The sequence below is a fragment of the Sphingomonas sp. DMC8 genome, assembly GCF_056314185.1.
The window spans coordinates 193,041-207,946 of record NZ_JBQUYV010000005.1 but is presented as its reverse complement, the minus strand read 5'-3'; the positions used below and the strand labels follow the sequence as shown (position 1 = coordinate 207,946).

At 64.7% G+C, this 14,906-nt stretch carries 14 protein-coding genes; 10 read left to right on the top strand and 4 right to left on the bottom strand.

Features of this window, described 5'->3' with window-relative positions; all coding sequences use genetic code 11:
- Nucleotides 1-67: 67 nt before the first annotated feature.
- Nucleotides 68-2,086, bottom strand: a complete 2,019-nt coding sequence (locus tag ACT53K_RS12095) for a right-handed parallel beta-helix repeat-containing protein (RefSeq protein WP_476228906.1) — start codon at nucleotides 2,084-2,086, stop codon at nucleotides 68-70.
- Nucleotides 2,087-2,292: 206 nt separating this feature from the next.
- On the opposite strand from ACT53K_RS12095, the gene ACT53K_RS12090 reads away from it, so the two are divergent.
- The gene (locus ACT53K_RS12090) at nucleotides 2,293-3,240 is read left to right on the top strand and encodes a glycosyltransferase family 2 protein (protein ID WP_476228905.1); all 948 of its coding nucleotides are present in this window, start codon (nucleotides 2,293-2,295) and stop codon (nucleotides 3,238-3,240) included.
- A gap of 47 nt (nucleotides 3,241-3,287) precedes the next feature.
- Here ACT53K_RS12090 and ACT53K_RS12085 read toward each other — a convergent pair whose 3' ends face one another.
- Nucleotides 3,288-4,211: an EpsD family peptidyl-prolyl cis-trans isomerase gene (locus tag ACT53K_RS12085; RefSeq protein WP_476228904.1), complete on the bottom strand. Its 924-nt coding sequence runs from the start codon at nucleotides 4,209-4,211 to the stop codon at nucleotides 3,288-3,290.
- A 176-nt stretch (nucleotides 4,212-4,387) separates the two neighbouring features.
- On the opposite strand from ACT53K_RS12085, the gene welK reads away from it, so the two are divergent.
- Together welK and ACT53K_RS12075 are read left to right on the top strand one after the other, a co-directional pair.
- On the top strand, nucleotides 4,388-5,395 hold the full coding sequence (welK, locus tag ACT53K_RS12080; protein ID WP_476228903.1) for a beta-1,4-glucuronosyltransferase WelK: 1,008 nt from the start codon (nucleotides 4,388-4,390) through the stop codon (nucleotides 5,393-5,395).
- Entirely contained in the window at nucleotides 5,392-6,258 is an 867-nt protein-coding gene (locus ACT53K_RS12075; RefSeq protein ID WP_476228902.1) for a glycosyltransferase family 2 protein, read from the top strand. Before welK ends, ACT53K_RS12075 begins: the two co-directional genes overlap by 4 nt.
- Here ACT53K_RS12075 and ACT53K_RS12070 read toward each other — a convergent pair.
- Together ACT53K_RS12070 and ACT53K_RS12065 are read right to left on the bottom strand one after the other, a co-directional pair.
- Nucleotides 6,241-7,686: an ATP-binding protein gene (locus ACT53K_RS12070; protein ID WP_476228901.1), complete on the bottom strand. Its 1,446-nt coding sequence runs from the start codon at nucleotides 7,684-7,686 to the stop codon at nucleotides 6,241-6,243. The genes ACT53K_RS12075 and ACT53K_RS12070 overlap by 18 nt on opposite strands.
- Before the next feature lie 40 nt (nucleotides 7,687-7,726).
- Entirely contained in the window at nucleotides 7,727-7,978 is a 252-nt protein-coding gene (locus ACT53K_RS12065) for an XrtV sorting system accessory protein (RefSeq protein ID WP_476228900.1), read from the bottom strand.
- A 284-nt stretch (nucleotides 7,979-8,262) separates the two neighbouring features.
- On the opposite strand from ACT53K_RS12065, the gene ACT53K_RS12060 reads away from it, so the two are divergent.
- Genes ACT53K_RS12060 through ACT53K_RS12030 form a run of 7 tightly spaced genes read left to right on the top strand, consistent with a single transcriptional unit; the run spans nucleotide 8,263 to nucleotide 14,852 of the window.
- Nucleotides 8,263-9,513, top strand: a complete 1,251-nt coding sequence (locus tag ACT53K_RS12060) for an outer membrane beta-barrel protein (protein ID WP_476228899.1) — start codon at nucleotides 8,263-8,265, stop codon at nucleotides 9,511-9,513.
- Nucleotides 9,514-9,527: 14 nt separating this feature from the next.
- Nucleotides 9,528-10,433, top strand: a complete 906-nt coding sequence (locus ACT53K_RS12055; RefSeq protein WP_476228898.1) for a polysaccharide biosynthesis/export family protein — start codon at nucleotides 9,528-9,530, stop codon at nucleotides 10,431-10,433.
- A 26-nt stretch (nucleotides 10,434-10,459) separates the two neighbouring features.
- Nucleotides 10,460-11,812 (top strand): Wzz/FepE/Etk N-terminal domain-containing protein, encoded by a 1,353-nt coding sequence (locus tag ACT53K_RS12050; protein ID WP_476228897.1) that lies wholly within the window; start codon nucleotides 10,460-10,462, stop codon nucleotides 11,810-11,812.
- Nucleotides 11,812-12,522: a CpsD/CapB family tyrosine-protein kinase gene (locus ACT53K_RS12045; protein WP_476228896.1), complete on the top strand. Its 711-nt coding sequence runs from the start codon at nucleotides 11,812-11,814 to the stop codon at nucleotides 12,520-12,522. The genes ACT53K_RS12050 and ACT53K_RS12045 overlap by 1 nt, the downstream gene beginning before the upstream one ends.
- Nucleotides 12,512-13,414, top strand: coding sequence for an exosortase V (xrtV, locus tag ACT53K_RS12040; protein WP_476228895.1), 903 nt, complete (start codon nucleotides 12,512-12,514; stop codon nucleotides 13,412-13,414). Before ACT53K_RS12045 ends, xrtV begins: the two co-directional genes overlap by 11 nt.
- Nucleotides 13,398-14,108, top strand: coding sequence for an exosortase-associated protein EpsI, V-type (gene epsI, locus ACT53K_RS12035; protein ID WP_476228894.1), 711 nt, complete (start codon nucleotides 13,398-13,400; stop codon nucleotides 14,106-14,108). The genes xrtV and epsI overlap by 17 nt, the downstream gene beginning before the upstream one ends.
- A 39-nt stretch (nucleotides 14,109-14,147) precedes the next feature.
- The gene (locus ACT53K_RS12030) at nucleotides 14,148-14,852 is read left to right on the top strand and encodes an FkbM family methyltransferase (RefSeq protein WP_476228893.1); all 705 of its coding nucleotides are present in this window, start codon (nucleotides 14,148-14,150) and stop codon (nucleotides 14,850-14,852) included.
- Nucleotides 14,853-14,906: the final 54 nt, after the last annotated feature.

The window sequence follows — 14,906 nt, the reverse complement described above, 5'->3', positions numbered from 1 at the left end:
ACCCCCAGGAACTGCCTGCCGCCCTTATGGCAGGCAATTCCGTGGGGCAATAGTCGCTTTACCAAGATTAGACGTGATACAGGTCCATCGTGGAAAACTTCGCCAGGGCGAGACTGTTGCGCGACAAGGTGCCGGTATTGCCGAGCACCGCCGTCGCGACCGGCAGATTGGCCTGCACGGTAGGATTGTTGGCGAGGTTGGCGACGGTGATCTGCGGCGCTGCGCTCGACGTGTCGGGCACCATGCTCGATGTCAGGGCGGTCTTGCTGCTGTCCGCCGTAGCCGACGCTACCATCGGCTGCGTTACCGCTGGCGAAGCAATATTGGTGGGCACAGCCGCCGCCGTGCCCGTGTTGAGCGCGAGCACCTGGGCCGCACTAAGTGCCTGATCGCGCATCTCGATGCTGCCGATGCTGCCGCTGAACGCCGTGCTGAACGGGCTGCCGACATAGAGGCCCCAGCTTTCGATCGCCCGGCTCGCTCCACTAACCGCCGTCGATCCGCGCGCAACGCTGTCGACATAGATGGTCGCCTTGCCGCTCTTGCCGTCATAGGTCAGCGCGATCTTGTGCGTGGCGGTATCGGTGATCTTCGCGCCCGACGTGGCAAGGGTGAAGGTCTTGCCGGCGTCGTTCTTGATCGTGAACACCAGCTCCCCGTCAGACCGCAACGACATCGACCAGCTCTGGTACACGCCAATGATCTGGCCCGCCGTCGCCGTGCGCGAATCGCGCTTCATGTCGAACGACAGGGTGAACGCCGGCAGCGCATAGAGTTGGACCGAATTCGACCGGTTGAGCTCGAACCCCTTGCCCGTCTGGACATGGTACATCGCGCCACTGATCGCGCTGGTATCGACCGCCTTGGAGGTCGCAACCGAATCCCAGCGCGACTTGTCCGACATGCCGGTTGCACCGAACTCCAGATCGAGCAGCAACCCGCTCGTGCCTGACTTCGCCACCGACGCCGTGGCGCCGGCGGTCGAAAGCTCGCTCGCGACGAGCGCAGCGGCAACGCTGCCGACCGGCGGATGATAGCCATAGCCATCGACAATCAGTTCGGACAGCTTCGTGGTGCTGACGCCGTTGAGATTGGCAAACTTGCGCAGCGTCGCCGAATCGGTCTGCAGCCAGCTGTTGTTGCTGGCATTGAGGTGCGTGACGGTGGCGGTGGTGACCAGGCGGTCTCCGACATTGCCGGCGACATTGGCGCCGTCGACCCGGTCGAGCCGTACCCAGGCAGGAATGGCGTCGTCCGTCCGCGACACGATCGTGTTCGACTGGATCGATACGTTCTTGCCCCCAGTGATCGAGATCCCCTGGTACTGACCATTAACATAGATCAAGTTATTGCTGATCTGAACGTTGGTGTAGGGAAGGTTTCCCTCCTCGTCGTTCATGAAGACGCCCTGGATCGCGTCGCCCGCGCCCTGCAGCACCACATTGTTCTTCACGACGATGTTCGTCGACGCGGTCGTCGTTCCGCGCGTGAGGAACTGGATGGCATCCGGGTGCTCGCCGTTGACCGGGAACATGTTGGTGAACATGTTCCCGTCGACCACCACATTGGTGAGCGCGCTGAGGTTCATGCCGTCGCGACGAATGTCGTGGAAGCTGTTGTCCTTCACCACGACATTGCTGGACGCAGTGACGTTCAGCCCGAGCCCGACATGGTCAAAGGACGAATTCTGGACCGTCACGTTCGCGCTGTCGCGAACAAACAGGCCCCAGCCCACGCTCTTGGTAACGTCGCCCGAGCCGCCCGAGATCGTCACATTGTCGAACACGATGTTTTTGGACTTGTTGACGTTGTGGAGCTGGGTCCAATCCACCTCAGTCGACGCGACATCGCGGGAAAGGCTAAGATTTTTGAACGTGATGTTGCTGTCGCTGTTCAGCGCCACACGCTGCACGGTAGCCGGGTTCTTAGCGTCGAGCGAAGTAATCGTTACGTTGCTGGCATAGTTGGTATTGTTCAATGCGATGCTGGTGTAGGTGCCAGCCGCAAGTTTGATCGTTTCTCCCCCCTTCGCCGCCTTTAGCGCGGCGTCGAGCTGGGCCTGAGTACTGACGACGATATCCGGCATGTAAGCACCTTTTCCCTACGACCCGCGAAGGTCGATACACCCTTAACTAAGCCAGGCTTGTACCAGTCGCGCCTGAAGCTTTGTTTTCATGATAGGGTTAATTATCACATCACGAGTCTAAGGATTTTGCCCAATACGCACTCGTTCGGATAGGAGGAGTGCGGAGCCACTTTCCCTTTCATCGAAGGCACTTTACGAGGGGTTTCATGCAAAATGGCAGCGAACGCCCGGCGGTTAGCATTTTGGTGGTCGCCTATCGATCCGCCGCTTTTATCGACCAGTGCCTGCGCGGCATAGCCAATGCAGCTCCGGTTACCCCACACGAAATACTGCTCATCGATAATGGCGATGACGGGACTGCAGCGCTGGTGCAGGCGCGCTTCCCGCATGTCCGAATCGTGCCGAGCGAAGGCAATATCGGATTCGGTGCCGGCAACAATCGCTGCGCCGCACAGGCCCGCACGCCCCGTCTGCTGCTCGTGAACCCGGATGCGGTGCCCGAACCGGGCGCGATCGACGCGCTGGTCGCATTTTCCCGCGCACATCCCGAGGCCGCGGCCTGGGGCGGCCGATCGCGCGGACCGGATGGCCGGCTGGACGCCGCCAATTTCCTGTCGCTGCCCCGCGTGCGCGATTTCGTTCGCGCGCCACTCGATTCGATGCGCGGCATGGCCCGGGGCGGCCTCCCCGCCGACGCCCGCGAACCGGGCGCAGTCGATGTGCTGAGCGGCGGCTTCATGATGGTCCGCACCGACATTTGGCGCGAGCTGGGCGGCTTCGACGAAAGCTTTTTCCTCTATTCAGAAGAAATTGACCTGTTCCGGCGAATCAAGGATCGCGGCTACCATGTGCTGGTGACGCCCGACGTCGCGGTCGTACACGATGCGGGGGGCGGCAACGCGCTTTCGCCCGCGCGTTTCCTGTACCGGACAACCGGACAGATGCATTACGCGCACAAGCATTTCGGGAGAACCGGCGCCTGGGTCGCCGGTGCGGGGCTGTGGCTGCTGGCGGGGAAATACTGCTTCGCCGCGCCGGTCGCTGCGCTGCTGATGCCGGCCAAGCGGGATCGTCTGCGCGCATTGGGCAAGGCATGGGGCGGCATTTTCTGGCATCCCGGCCGCTGGTGGCACGGCTATCGCAAACGCGCATGAAGCGACCGCTAGCGGAGGGGCAGGCCGGACGCCCGCCCCCCCTATCATCATTGTGCGGCGCTGGGGCTCGCGGCAGGCGACGGCGTCGCAGGGGTAGCACCCGCAGCCGGGGCCGCCCGTGCCTGCAGCTGCGGCGGCGCGCTGTAGCCGGGCTGATAGGTCACGCTGGCGCGCGCCTTCTTGATCGTTTCGCCCAGTTGCGCCTCGCTCGCCTTGGCGAAGCGCTCGCTGCGCAAAGCGTTGATCGCTGCAGCACGCGCCTCGGGGCCGGTGAAGGGCTGGATCGTCTGTCCCGTGATGACGTTCGCGGTCAGCCCCTGCCCCGAAGGCAGAATGAACATTTCGCCCGCCGGCAGCGCACCCATTTTCTGCACCACTTCGGCCGGTAGCTGGATCGTATCGATCTGCGATTGCGCACGCCGGAACTGCACGCCATCGGCGGTCAGCTTGGCGGCCAGCTGATCGAGCGTCTTCAGCGGCTCCAGCTCCTTGAACTTCGCCTGGCTGGCGAGCGGCGGGAAGACGATCTGGTCGACGGTGTAAATCTTGCGCTGGGCAAAGAACTCGGGATGCGACTGCTGATATTGCGCGATTTCGGTATCGGTCGGCTGGGCGACGCCCGATGCGATCTTTTCGCGCAACATCGTCGCCAGCAACAATTCGCGCGCACGGCGCTCCTGCAACAGGAAGGCAGGCGTCTTGTCCAGCTTCTGGTCGAGCGCGATCTTGGCGAGAATCTTGCGGTCGATCACCCGCTGCAGCGCCATCTGCTCGACCAGCTTGCGGTCGGTGCCGGGGGGAACGGGGCTGTTCTGCAGTTCGGCATTCAGCTCGAAGATGGTGATCTCGTCGCCATCGACGGTTGCAACCACCTGCCCCTTATCAATTTTATCCTTTGCCTTACCACCTACACAGCCCGCCAGCGACAGCGAGGCGGCCGCGACGGCAGACACCAGCAACAACTTCTTCATGAAAGCCTCCCCGCCGCCCGTGGAAGTACAGGCGTCACAAACTTCTGCTTGAACCTATTCGGGTACAAGGGCATCCGCAATAGCGCAGGCGCGCTGGCCGCTCCCGACAAGGGACATTGGAAACACCGAGGCGCATGAATCGAATCGCTGAAAACGCCCCCGAACGGCAGCCCCGCATGACGATGATTCTCGCCGCTTCGGGCGGTGGTCATCTTAGACAGATTCTTGATCTGGAGACGGTCTGGCGCGCGCATGACTATCATTTCGTCACGGAGGACACGGCGCTTGGCCGCAGCCTGGCCGAGCAGCATCCGGTATCGATGGTGACACATTATGCGCTGGGCCAAGCGAAGCTGGGACACCCGCTGCGCATGCTGGCCGGCGCCTGGCGCAACCTCGCCCAGTCCTGGCGAATCGTCCGTCGCATTCGGCCGGATCTGGTGATTTCCACCGGTGCGGGCGCGGTATTCTTCACCGCGCTGCTCGCGCGGTTCTCAGGCGCACGCTTCGTCCATATCGAAAGCTTTGCCCGCTTCGATCATCCTTCCGCATTCGGTCGAATGGTAAAGCGCTTCGCCACCGTCACAGTCGTGCAATCGCCTGCGCTGAAGGCACATTGGCCCGATGCCGAACTGTTCGATCCATTCCGCCTGCTCGACGGCCAGCGCCCGCCCAAACAGGCGCTGACCTTTGCCACCGTGGGCGCCACCTTGCCCTTCCCCCGGCTGGTCGAAGCTGTTTTGGCGCTTCGCCGCGCAGGCGAAATCGAGGGACGACTGATTCTCCAGCACGGCGACCAGATCGTCGAAGATCCCGGCCTTCCCGGCGTGGAACTACACCCAACGATCGGATTCGAGGAAGTGCAGGCGATCCTGCGCGATGCCGATCTGGTCATCTGCCATGGCGGGACCGGCTCTTTGGTCACGGCGCTCCGCGCCGGCTGCCGGGTCGTGGCATTTCCGCGCCGGTATGACCTGGGCGAGCATTATGACGATCACCAGGAAGAGATAGCACAGACATTCGCCGATCGCGGGCTGCTTCAGGTGGTACGTGACGAAGGCAAGCTTGGTGAGGCGATCGCCGCTGCCCGTGCCGCCACCCCAAGGATGGCGACAACGGATCATAGCGCACTCGCGGTGCGGCTGAACCAGTGGATCGAAGCGTGGCAGGGAGACAAACGATGAGCACCGCCCGGATCAGTGTCGTCATCCCGCATTACAATGACCTGGACGGCCTGCGCCGCTGCCTTGCCGCGCTGGAACGGCAGACGATCGGCCGCGAGGCGTTCGAGATTATCGTCGGCGACAACAATTCCCCATGCGGCCTCGCCGCCGTGGAGGCAGCGGTGGCGGGCCGTGCGCGCGTGGTCGTCGTGACGGAAAAAGGCGCCGGGCCCGCCCGCAACGGGGCGGCGGCGGTGGCAAATGGCGAACTGCTCGCCTTTGTCGACAGCGATTGCGTGCCCGAGCCAGGCTGGCTCGCGGGCGGCGTGCCACGGGTGCGCCCTGGCCATTTCGTCGGTGGCAAGGTGTTCGTGCTGCGCCCAGAGGGACGGCTGAACGGTGCGCAGGCGCTGGAGATGGTCGTGGCGTTCGACAATGAACGCTATGTTCGCAAGAAGAACTTCACTGGTTCCGGCAATCTGTTCGTGATGCGCGCCGATTTTGAACGGGTCGGCGGCTTTCGTACCGGCGTGTCGGAGGACATGGAATGGTCGCATCGCGCGATCGCGACCGGCCTTACCATCGGCTATGCGCCCGACGCAGCCGTCGGCCACCCGCCGCGCGATGATTACAAGGCGCTGCTCGGCAAGACGCGCCGCATCGAACGTGAGCTGTTCCTGTTCCACAAGGAACGGCCCAACGGCCGGGCGCGCTGGCTCGTCCGCTCGATGTTGCTGCCGGGCATGATGGCGCTGGAGGCCCCCCGCATCCTGCGCGCGCCCGACATTGCCGGTTCGCGCGCCGCCGCGCTGGCCACCATGGTCCGCATCCGCCTGTGGCGGGCCAGCGCCGGCGTGCGCCAGTGCCTAGGGTTTAACCTTTGAGAGATCGCCCAGCACTGGCTTCGTAGCCCGCAGCTCCGGGGCAGGCGACGGTGACGCATTGTCGAGCTTGCCGTTGTTGAGCCGTTCGCGGGCGATCACCAGCCACAGATAAATCGGCAGATTGTCGTCGACGAAGCGATAGCGGGTCTCGCCATCCTCCACGTCGGTCTCCAGCCCCAGTGCTGTGATCAGGCCGCGAAGCGACGTTTCAATCTGCGCGACGCTGCGGCCCGAGCCGAGCAGGTCGGCAATGGTCCGGGCGGTAAACCAACCATCGGCCGAGCGCGATGCTTCGCCCAGGGCGGCGACAATCTGGGTGTCGTTCTGGGCGAGGAAGCGGCGCATTTCCGTCACGGTGCGCGGTGCCATCCGGCCTTCATTCTCGCTGATCACCAGATCGAGCGCCGACCGCAAATGCCCCAGATCGACGGTCAACCGCCCCTGATCGAGCGCCTCGAGCGCGGCGTGATGGCAGAGCAGCCGCGCCAGATAGGGCGATCCAAGTGCCAGCAGGCTGATGAGATGGCCGAACTTCGGATCGAAGCGAACGCCCGACGCCGCCTCACCCAGCGCGATCATTTCCTGCACTTCGACTTCCTGCAACCGCGGCATCGGCAGGCCGATGATGTTGCGGCGGATGGACGGGACATAGCCGACCAGTTCCTGCAGGTTCGATGCGACACCGGCAATGACCAGTTGCACGCGCGCCGCCCGATCGGACAGGTTCTTGATCAGCTCGGCGACCTGCTGGCGGAAAAACGGATCGGTGACGCGGTCATATTCGTCGAGCACGATCAGCACGCGGGTGCCGGTGATCTCGGCGCACAGATCGGCCAGTTCGCGCGATCCGAACGTGCCCGCCGGTAGCCGATCGGCCAGGCTGGCGCCGCTCTCGGCCTCGCCTGTCGTCGGCGCCACGCCGCGGTGGAACAGCATCGGCACATCTTGCAGCACCGCGCGGAACATCTCCGCAAAGTCGGTCGTCGCGCCGCAGGTCGCGTAGCTGACGATATAGCTCGATTCGCGCGCCACGTCGGTCAGCACATGCAACAGCGAGGTCTTGCCGATGCCGCGTTCGCCATAGAGCACGACATGGCTGCGCTGAGTCTCGATCGCGGAAATGAGCCGGCTGAGCATGCCGAGCCGCCCGGCGAAGCTGGACCGGTCGGTCACGGGCTGGGTGGGTGTCAGATAGCTGGCGATGGCGAAGCGGGCGCGGGTGATTTCGCGCCGCTCGTTCCGCTTGCGCTCCAGCGGGCGGTCGAGTGCCGTCGCGCGAAAACCCGGAAATTCGGGGCGCATCCGCGCCGAAGCACCGCCCTCGCGGGCCGCCGCGGCGGTGTAGCCAGGCGTGCCTGCGAATTCCTCTTCCGCAGCCTCCCGGCGGGAAAAGGGCCACAGAAACCTCAGCGCAGAACGTCCCGCCACTCGCTCACCTCATACTCATTGGCAACGGATACGGCACCGCTCAGCGCCGCCGGAAAAACTCATAGGGTTTGATGATCAGGGCGACATAGGCGATCACCAGTGCGATCGTGAGGATCGCGAACGCGTGATATTCCTCGTTGCCCAGGTAGTTCGCGACCGCGCAGCCGAGGGCGGGCGGCAAATAGCTGAGCATCGTATCGCGCACTGCCGAGTCTTCCTGCGAACGCTGCAGGAAAATGACGATCAGCCCCGCGAAGATGGCGATCGTGACCCAGTCATAGGGCGTTTGCATGCATACCCCTTCCCTAAGGCGACAACCGGCCGGCCCCAACCCTTTCGAGAGGCTGGAACGCCTAGCAGCGATCTGCGTTGCTCGCCAGATGGCTAATCTTCTATAACACAGCGTTAAAAGCAAATCCGCTGCAATTCAGCTCATTTCCGTTGTCATAATAAGATTTCGGAGCGCGATGATACAAAACGGGACATGCGCGACAGACCGTGCAGCACCTTCGGCGCAGATTGGTTGCTTGTAAGTAATCCTGTTGTTAATGGGCATAAGATTCTTGGGGGATTTGCGTGCAGGGTGATACCATTCCGACACGATCAGGAACGAACGCATGGCGCCGTACAGCGTTCCTGACTGCGGCAGTCTGCCCGATCCTCGCCGCGCATCCGGCGGTGGCGCAGGTGCGGCAGCAACAGCAGCAGACCCGCCACATCGATCTCGATGCCGCGGTGAAGCTGCAATATGACAGCGATGTGCTGCTGAGCGACACGCGCACCAGCAGCGGCCGCCCGCGCGACGACATCAGCGCCGCCCCCAGCCTGAACGTAGACCTGTTCCTCCCCCGGGCCGGCGGCGACATCTATCTGACCGGCAGTGCCGGGTATAACTTCTACCGCCGCTATACCCGGCTGAACCGCGAGCGGATCAACCTTACCGCGGGTGCGGACCAGCGGCTGGCCGCGACCTGCATCGCCCATGTCGAAGGCAGCTATGCCCGCCAGCTCAGCGATATCGGCAATGTGGTGATCGGCACGCCCGCCGAAAGCATCAACAATACCGAGGAAGACCGCAGCATATCCGGCGACATCGGCTGCGGCGGCGCCATCGGCCTGCGCCCGTCGATCGCGGTGAGCCATGCCGAGACCCGCAACAGCACCGCGCTGCGGCGCTTCGCGGACGCAAACACCACCAGCCTTACCGGCCAGCTGGGCTATGGGGCACCGGCGATCGGCACGATCGCGCTGTTCGGCCGCTATTCGAACAGCAGCTATCTCCACCGGCCGACCACGAGCGGCGAACGCGACGGCGTGAAAAGCTACGCCGCCGGCGTGCAGCTGGAGCGTACGATCGGCACCCGGCTGAACTTCCGCGGATCGGTCAACTACACCAAGGTCGATCCCAAGCTGAGCGCCACCCGCAAGTTCAGCGGCATCGGCTATGATCTGTCGGCCACCTATAGCGGCGACTTCTTCCAGATTGCCGTGATCGGCAGCCGTGCGGCCCAGCCTTCGCAGCTGATCGGCGTGAGCTATGACGTGCAGACGACGATCGGCGCCACCTTTACGAAGCAGCTGACGACGCAGTTCACCTGGAACGCCGGCGCCAATTACCGCCACCGCCAGTTCGTCGCGTCCCCCGCCTTCCCCGTGGCGGTTTCGGGCAGCGAGGACGTGCTGACACTCAGCACCGGGCTGGCCTATCGCGCCACGCGCCGCCTGCGCTTCTCGCTCGACGGCAGCTATCAGAAGCGCACCTCGGACGTGCAGCTCTTCGGCTATGACGTGAAGCGCGTCAGCCTCACCACTTTCCTGGCTCTATGACCGAGGGTTTCGCCATGCACCTCAAGCTGACCTCCCTCCTCCTGCTCGCCTCTGCGGCTGCCACGCCGGCAGCCGCGCAGATTCCGACACGCACCGTGCCGAATGCGCCAAGCGCCCCGCGCGCGACGATGCAGCAACAGACCCCGCCGGCGACCGCCACGACCGCACCGTCGGCACCGATGGCGCAACCCGGCGCCGTCGACGGCGTCGGCGTCCCCGCACCCGCCGGCTATCGCATCGGCGCGGACGACGTGCTGGAAATCGACGTGCTCGGCCAGTCGGACTTCAAGACCCGCTCGCGCGTGCGCGCCGACGGCACCGTAACCCTGCCCTATCTGGGCAGCGTGCCCGTGGCAGGTGAAACCGCCGTGTCGCTCGCCGACAAGCTGGGCGCACAGCTCAAGGCCGGCGGCTATTATGCCAAGCCGATCGTCAGCGTCGAAATTCTGAGCTTCGTCAGCAACTATGTCGTGGTGCTGGGCGAGGTCGGCAATGCCGGTCTGCAGCCGGTCGACCGCGGCTATCATGTCAGCGAAATCATCGCCCGCGCCGGCGGCCTGCGCCAGACGGCGGGCGAGTATGTCATGCTCACCCATCAGGACGGCACCAGCCAGAAGCTCGACTATCAGAAGCTCGCCCAGGGCGGCGCCGATGCCGATCCGGTGGTGAAGCCCGGCGACAAGATATTCGTGCCCGAGGCGGAGCAATTCTACATCTACGGCCAGGTCAATGCGCCGGGCGTGTACGGATTCCGGTCCGACATGACGCTGCGACGGGCGCTGGCGCGCGGTGGCGGTCTGACGCCTTCGGGGTCGGCCAAGCGCGTCAAGGTCACGCGCGACGGCACCGAAATCAAGCTGAAGATGGACGATCCTCTGAAGCCCGGTGACGTCGTGGTGGTGGGCGAGCGCGCCTTCTGACCCTTCTCCAATCGCGAGGCGATACGGTGAGTATAGTTCAGTTTTTCCGGATCCTCTGGGCGCGACGCTGGATCATCCTGCCGTCGTTCCTGGTGTGCGTCGTCACCGCCGCCATCGTCATCCAGTTCCTGCCGGAACGGTACAAGGCGAGCACGCGGATCGTGCTCGACACGTTCAAGCCCGATCCCGTCACCGGACAGGTGATGAGCTCGCAGTTCATGCGCGCCTATGTGCAGACGCAGATCGAGCTGATCGAGGATTATCGCACCGCCGGCCGCGTCGTCGACCAGCTCGGCTGGGCGAACGATCCGGCGAATATCGCTGCGTTCAACGCCTCGCCAGCGGCCGCGAGCGGCGACATCCGCCGCTGGCTGGCCGACCAGATCATCCAGAACACGCAGGCCAATGTGATTGAGGGGAGCAACATCCTCGAAATCGCCTATTCGGCCAGCAGGCCCGATCAGGCCGAACAGATCGCCAACATGATCCGCTCGGCATTCCTGACCGAAAGCTTGACCTACAAGCGCGAAACCGCGGCAAAATCGGCCGAATGGTACAGCCAGCAGGCAGATGCCGCGCGCAAGGCGCTGGAAGGTGCCGTCAACGCCCGCACCGCCTATGCCAAACAGTCGGGCATCGTCCTGACCGGCACCGGATCGGACCTCGATACGCAGAAGCTGGAACAGCTCGAAGGCCAGACCGCCGCCGCCGAAGGCGCCCCGGCCGCGGCCCCCGTCAGCACCGGCATGGGCCCGGCGCAGATGCAGCTTGCCGCGATCGACCAGCAAATCCAGCAGGCAGCCACCACGCTTGGCCCCAACCACCCGGCGTTCCAGGCGCTCCAGCGCCAGCGCCAGGTCTATGCCCAGGCCGCCGCCAAGGAACGCACCCAGAGCGTCGCTGCCGGCACGATTAATCGCGGCGCGATCGTCAGCGCCGCCAATGCCCAGCGGTCGCGCGTGCTGCAAAACCGCGAACAGGTGGACAAGCTCAACGAGTTGCAGCGCGACGTGCAGCTCAAGCAGGACCAGTATCTGAAGGCCGCGCAGCGCGTCGCCGACCTGAGGCTGGAAGCGAGCAGCAACGATGCCGGCATGTCGACGCTGGGCGAAGCTGCCGCGCCGCAAAAGCCCTATTACCCCAATGTCCCGCTGATCCTGGGCGGCGCCGCCGGCTTCGGTCTGGGCATCGGCGTGCTGATCGCGCTGCTCGTCGAACTGCTCGGCCGCCGGGTGCGCAGCGCGGAGGATCTGGAAACCGCCGTCGAAGCGCCGGTGTTCGGCGTCGTCCAATCGAGCTTCACGCTGCCCAGCCGCCTGCGCCGCGGCTTCCAGTCGGCACAGGATATCGACGAACCCCAGGAAGTGGCAGCGGAATAATGGACAGCATCACCTCCCCCGCGAACCATCCCGACTATGACCGCTCGGGCTATACCCCGGCGGTACCCGAGACGCTGAACGTGCTGGAATATCAGCTCGTCCTGGCCGATCCGAACGGCATCGAGGCAGAAGCGATCCGCGGCATCCGCACGCGCATCGTCGCCCAGCATCTGCGCGAGGGCCGCCGCGCGCTGGCGATCTGCGCGCCTTCGGCCGGCGTCGGCTGCACCTTCATTGCGGTCAATCTGGCGACCGCGCTGGCGCAGATCGGTATCAAGACCGCGCTGGTCGATGCCAATCTGCGCGATCCGTCGATCGGCACTGCCTTCGGCATCACTGCGCCACAGCTGGGTCTGGCCGACTATCTCTCGTCGGGCGATGTCTCGATCGATTCGATCCTGCACCAGACCGGGCTCGACCAGCTATCGGTAATTCCCGCCGGGCAGGTGCTGCACAGCCCGCAGGAACTGCTCTCCTCCGAGCGGTTCCGCGAGCTGGTGGCGCAGTTGCTGCGCGAGTTCGACCTGACGATTTTCGACACCACCGCGTCGAACCGCTGCGCCGACGCCCAGCGCGTCGCCAACGTCGCCGGGTACGGCCTGATCGTCGCGCGCAAGGATTCGACCTATCTGCGCGATGTCACGACGCTCAGCCGCATGCTGCGCGCCGACCGTGCCCATGTCGTCGGTTGCGTGATGAATGGCTACTGACGTGTCGACGCTGGCCGCGCCGGACGTGCGCGCGCCGGCGCGCCCGGCACCCGGCGGCGCATGGCTGGCCATAGCGGGGTTGCTGGCGCTGGCGGTGCCGACCTTCTTCACGCTCGGCCGGCAGGTGTGGAGCGCCGAAGGCGGCGTGCACGGGCCGATCGTGCTCGCCACCGGCGTCTGGATGCTCGCGCGCCAGCGGGTGACGATCGAGGCGCTGCGTCGCCCCGGCAACCTGCTGGCCGGCACGCTGATGCTGCTGGCCGCCCTGCTTCTGTATGTCTGCGGCCGGGTGTTCGATTTCATCAGCGTGGAAACTGCCGGGATGGTCGCAGCGGTGGTCTCGGCCGGTTACCTGTATTTCGGTGGCCGGGCGATCCGGGCCTGCTGGTTTCCGGTGCTGTGGCTGTTCTTCCTGGTTCCGCCACCCGGCTGGGTGGTCGACCGGGTGACGGCGCCGCTCAAGGCCTTTGTCTCCTATGCCGCGACCGGGCTGTTGACGGCGTTCGACTATCCGATCCTGCGGCAGGGCGTCACGCTGTTCATCGGCCCCTATCAGTTGCTGGTGGAGGATGCCTGTTCCGGCCTGCGCTCGCTGTCGAGCCTGGTGGTCGTGACGCTCCTCTACATCTACATCAAGAACAAGCCGTCATGGCGCTATGCGCTGTTCATCGCGATGCTGGTGATTCCTGTAGCGGTGGTGGCCAACATCATCCGCATCGTCGCGCTGGTGCTGATCACCTATTACTGGGGCGACGCAGCGGCGCAGAGCTTTCTCCACAACACCACCGGCTTCGTGATGTTCGTCGTCGCGCTGCTGGGTATTTTCGCGATCGACTGGCTGGTCGAACGGATTTCCCTGATGCGCCGGAGGCCGCATGTTCAACCGGCGTGACCTGCTGATCGGCGCAGGCTGTTTCGTCGCAGCCGGCAGCGCGGCGGCGATGAAGCCGCGCAACCGCATGGACCTGCTGGGCGCGACCAAGCTCGACGCCGCGCTGCCCCATGCGTTCGGCCCGTGGAAGGCGGAGGACAGTGCCGGCCTGATCGCCCCGCCGCGCGAAGGCAGCCTGGAAGACAAGCTGTACAACCAGGTGGTCAGCCGCGTCTTCTCGCGTGAGGACGGCGCCGTGGTGATGCTGCTCATCGCCTATGGCAATGCCCAGACCGACCTGCTGCAACTCCACCGGCCGGAAATCTGCTACCCCTTTTTCGGCTTCACCGTCACCGACAGCCATCCGCAGATGATTCCGGTCAGCGGCGGCGTGCAACTGCCGGGCCGGGCGATCACCGCCACCAGCTTCAACCGCACCGAACAGGTGCTCTACTGGGCGCGGGTGGGCGATTATCTGCCGCAGGACGGCAACCAGCAACTGATGGCGCGGCTGAAGAGCCAGGTGCAGGGGCTGATCGTCGACGGCGTGCTCGTCCGCATCTCCACGGTGATCCAGGACGCCGCCGCCGGGCTGGCGGTGAACCTCGATTTCGCGCGGCAGCTGGTCGACACGCTGCCGCGCCCGCTGCTCGATCCGCTGATCGGCCGCCAGTTCGGGCGGGCGGTGGCCGCGCAAGGCAGCCACGCGGTCTGAATTCCGCCCGCCGGGCAATCCAACAAACAGGAGACGCAGTTGAACATCCGGGGAAATCTCCGCCGCCTGTACAACGGCCTCAACAAGCACGCTGCGCGCCACCTGATCCCGGCGCTCTATCGCACCGCGGAGACCGCTCCTATCGTGACGATGGGGAAGAACCATGGCGCGTGGCGGGTGCCGGCCACGGCCATTCAGCGCGACATGATCTGCTATTGCGTCGGCGTAGGCGTCGAGGCGTCGTTCGACCTGGAGCTGGCCGAGAGCGGTTGCCGGGTCTGGTCGTTCGATCCCACGCCCAATGCCGTCGCCTATATGGACATGCTCGATTATCCGCGCGACCGGCTGACCTTCCTGCCGATCGGCGTGTGGAGCGAGAATACCACGCTGGAGTTCTTCATGCCGGCCGACGGGGTGATCAACCTCTCGGTCAAGAATGTCCACCTCACCGGCGAATCGGTGAAGGCCGAATGCATGACGCTGGCGACGATCATGGCCAGGCTGGGCCATGACCATATCGACCTGCTGAAGGTGGATGTGGAAGGCGCGTGGAAAGAAATCATCGACAGCATGGTCCGCGACAATATCCGCCCCACCCTGTTCTGCGTCGAATTCGACAGCCCCACCTCGACGCTGAAGGTCGCGCGGACGATCCGCGCGCTGCGCAGTATCGGCTATGCGCTGGCCGATATTGACCGCGACAATTACCTGTTCGTCCAGCGCGCGCTGGTGCGCGGGGGGTGACGCCCCTCCCTGCAAGGGAGGGGTTGGGGTGGGTGCGCGCGTCTGCGCGCTTCA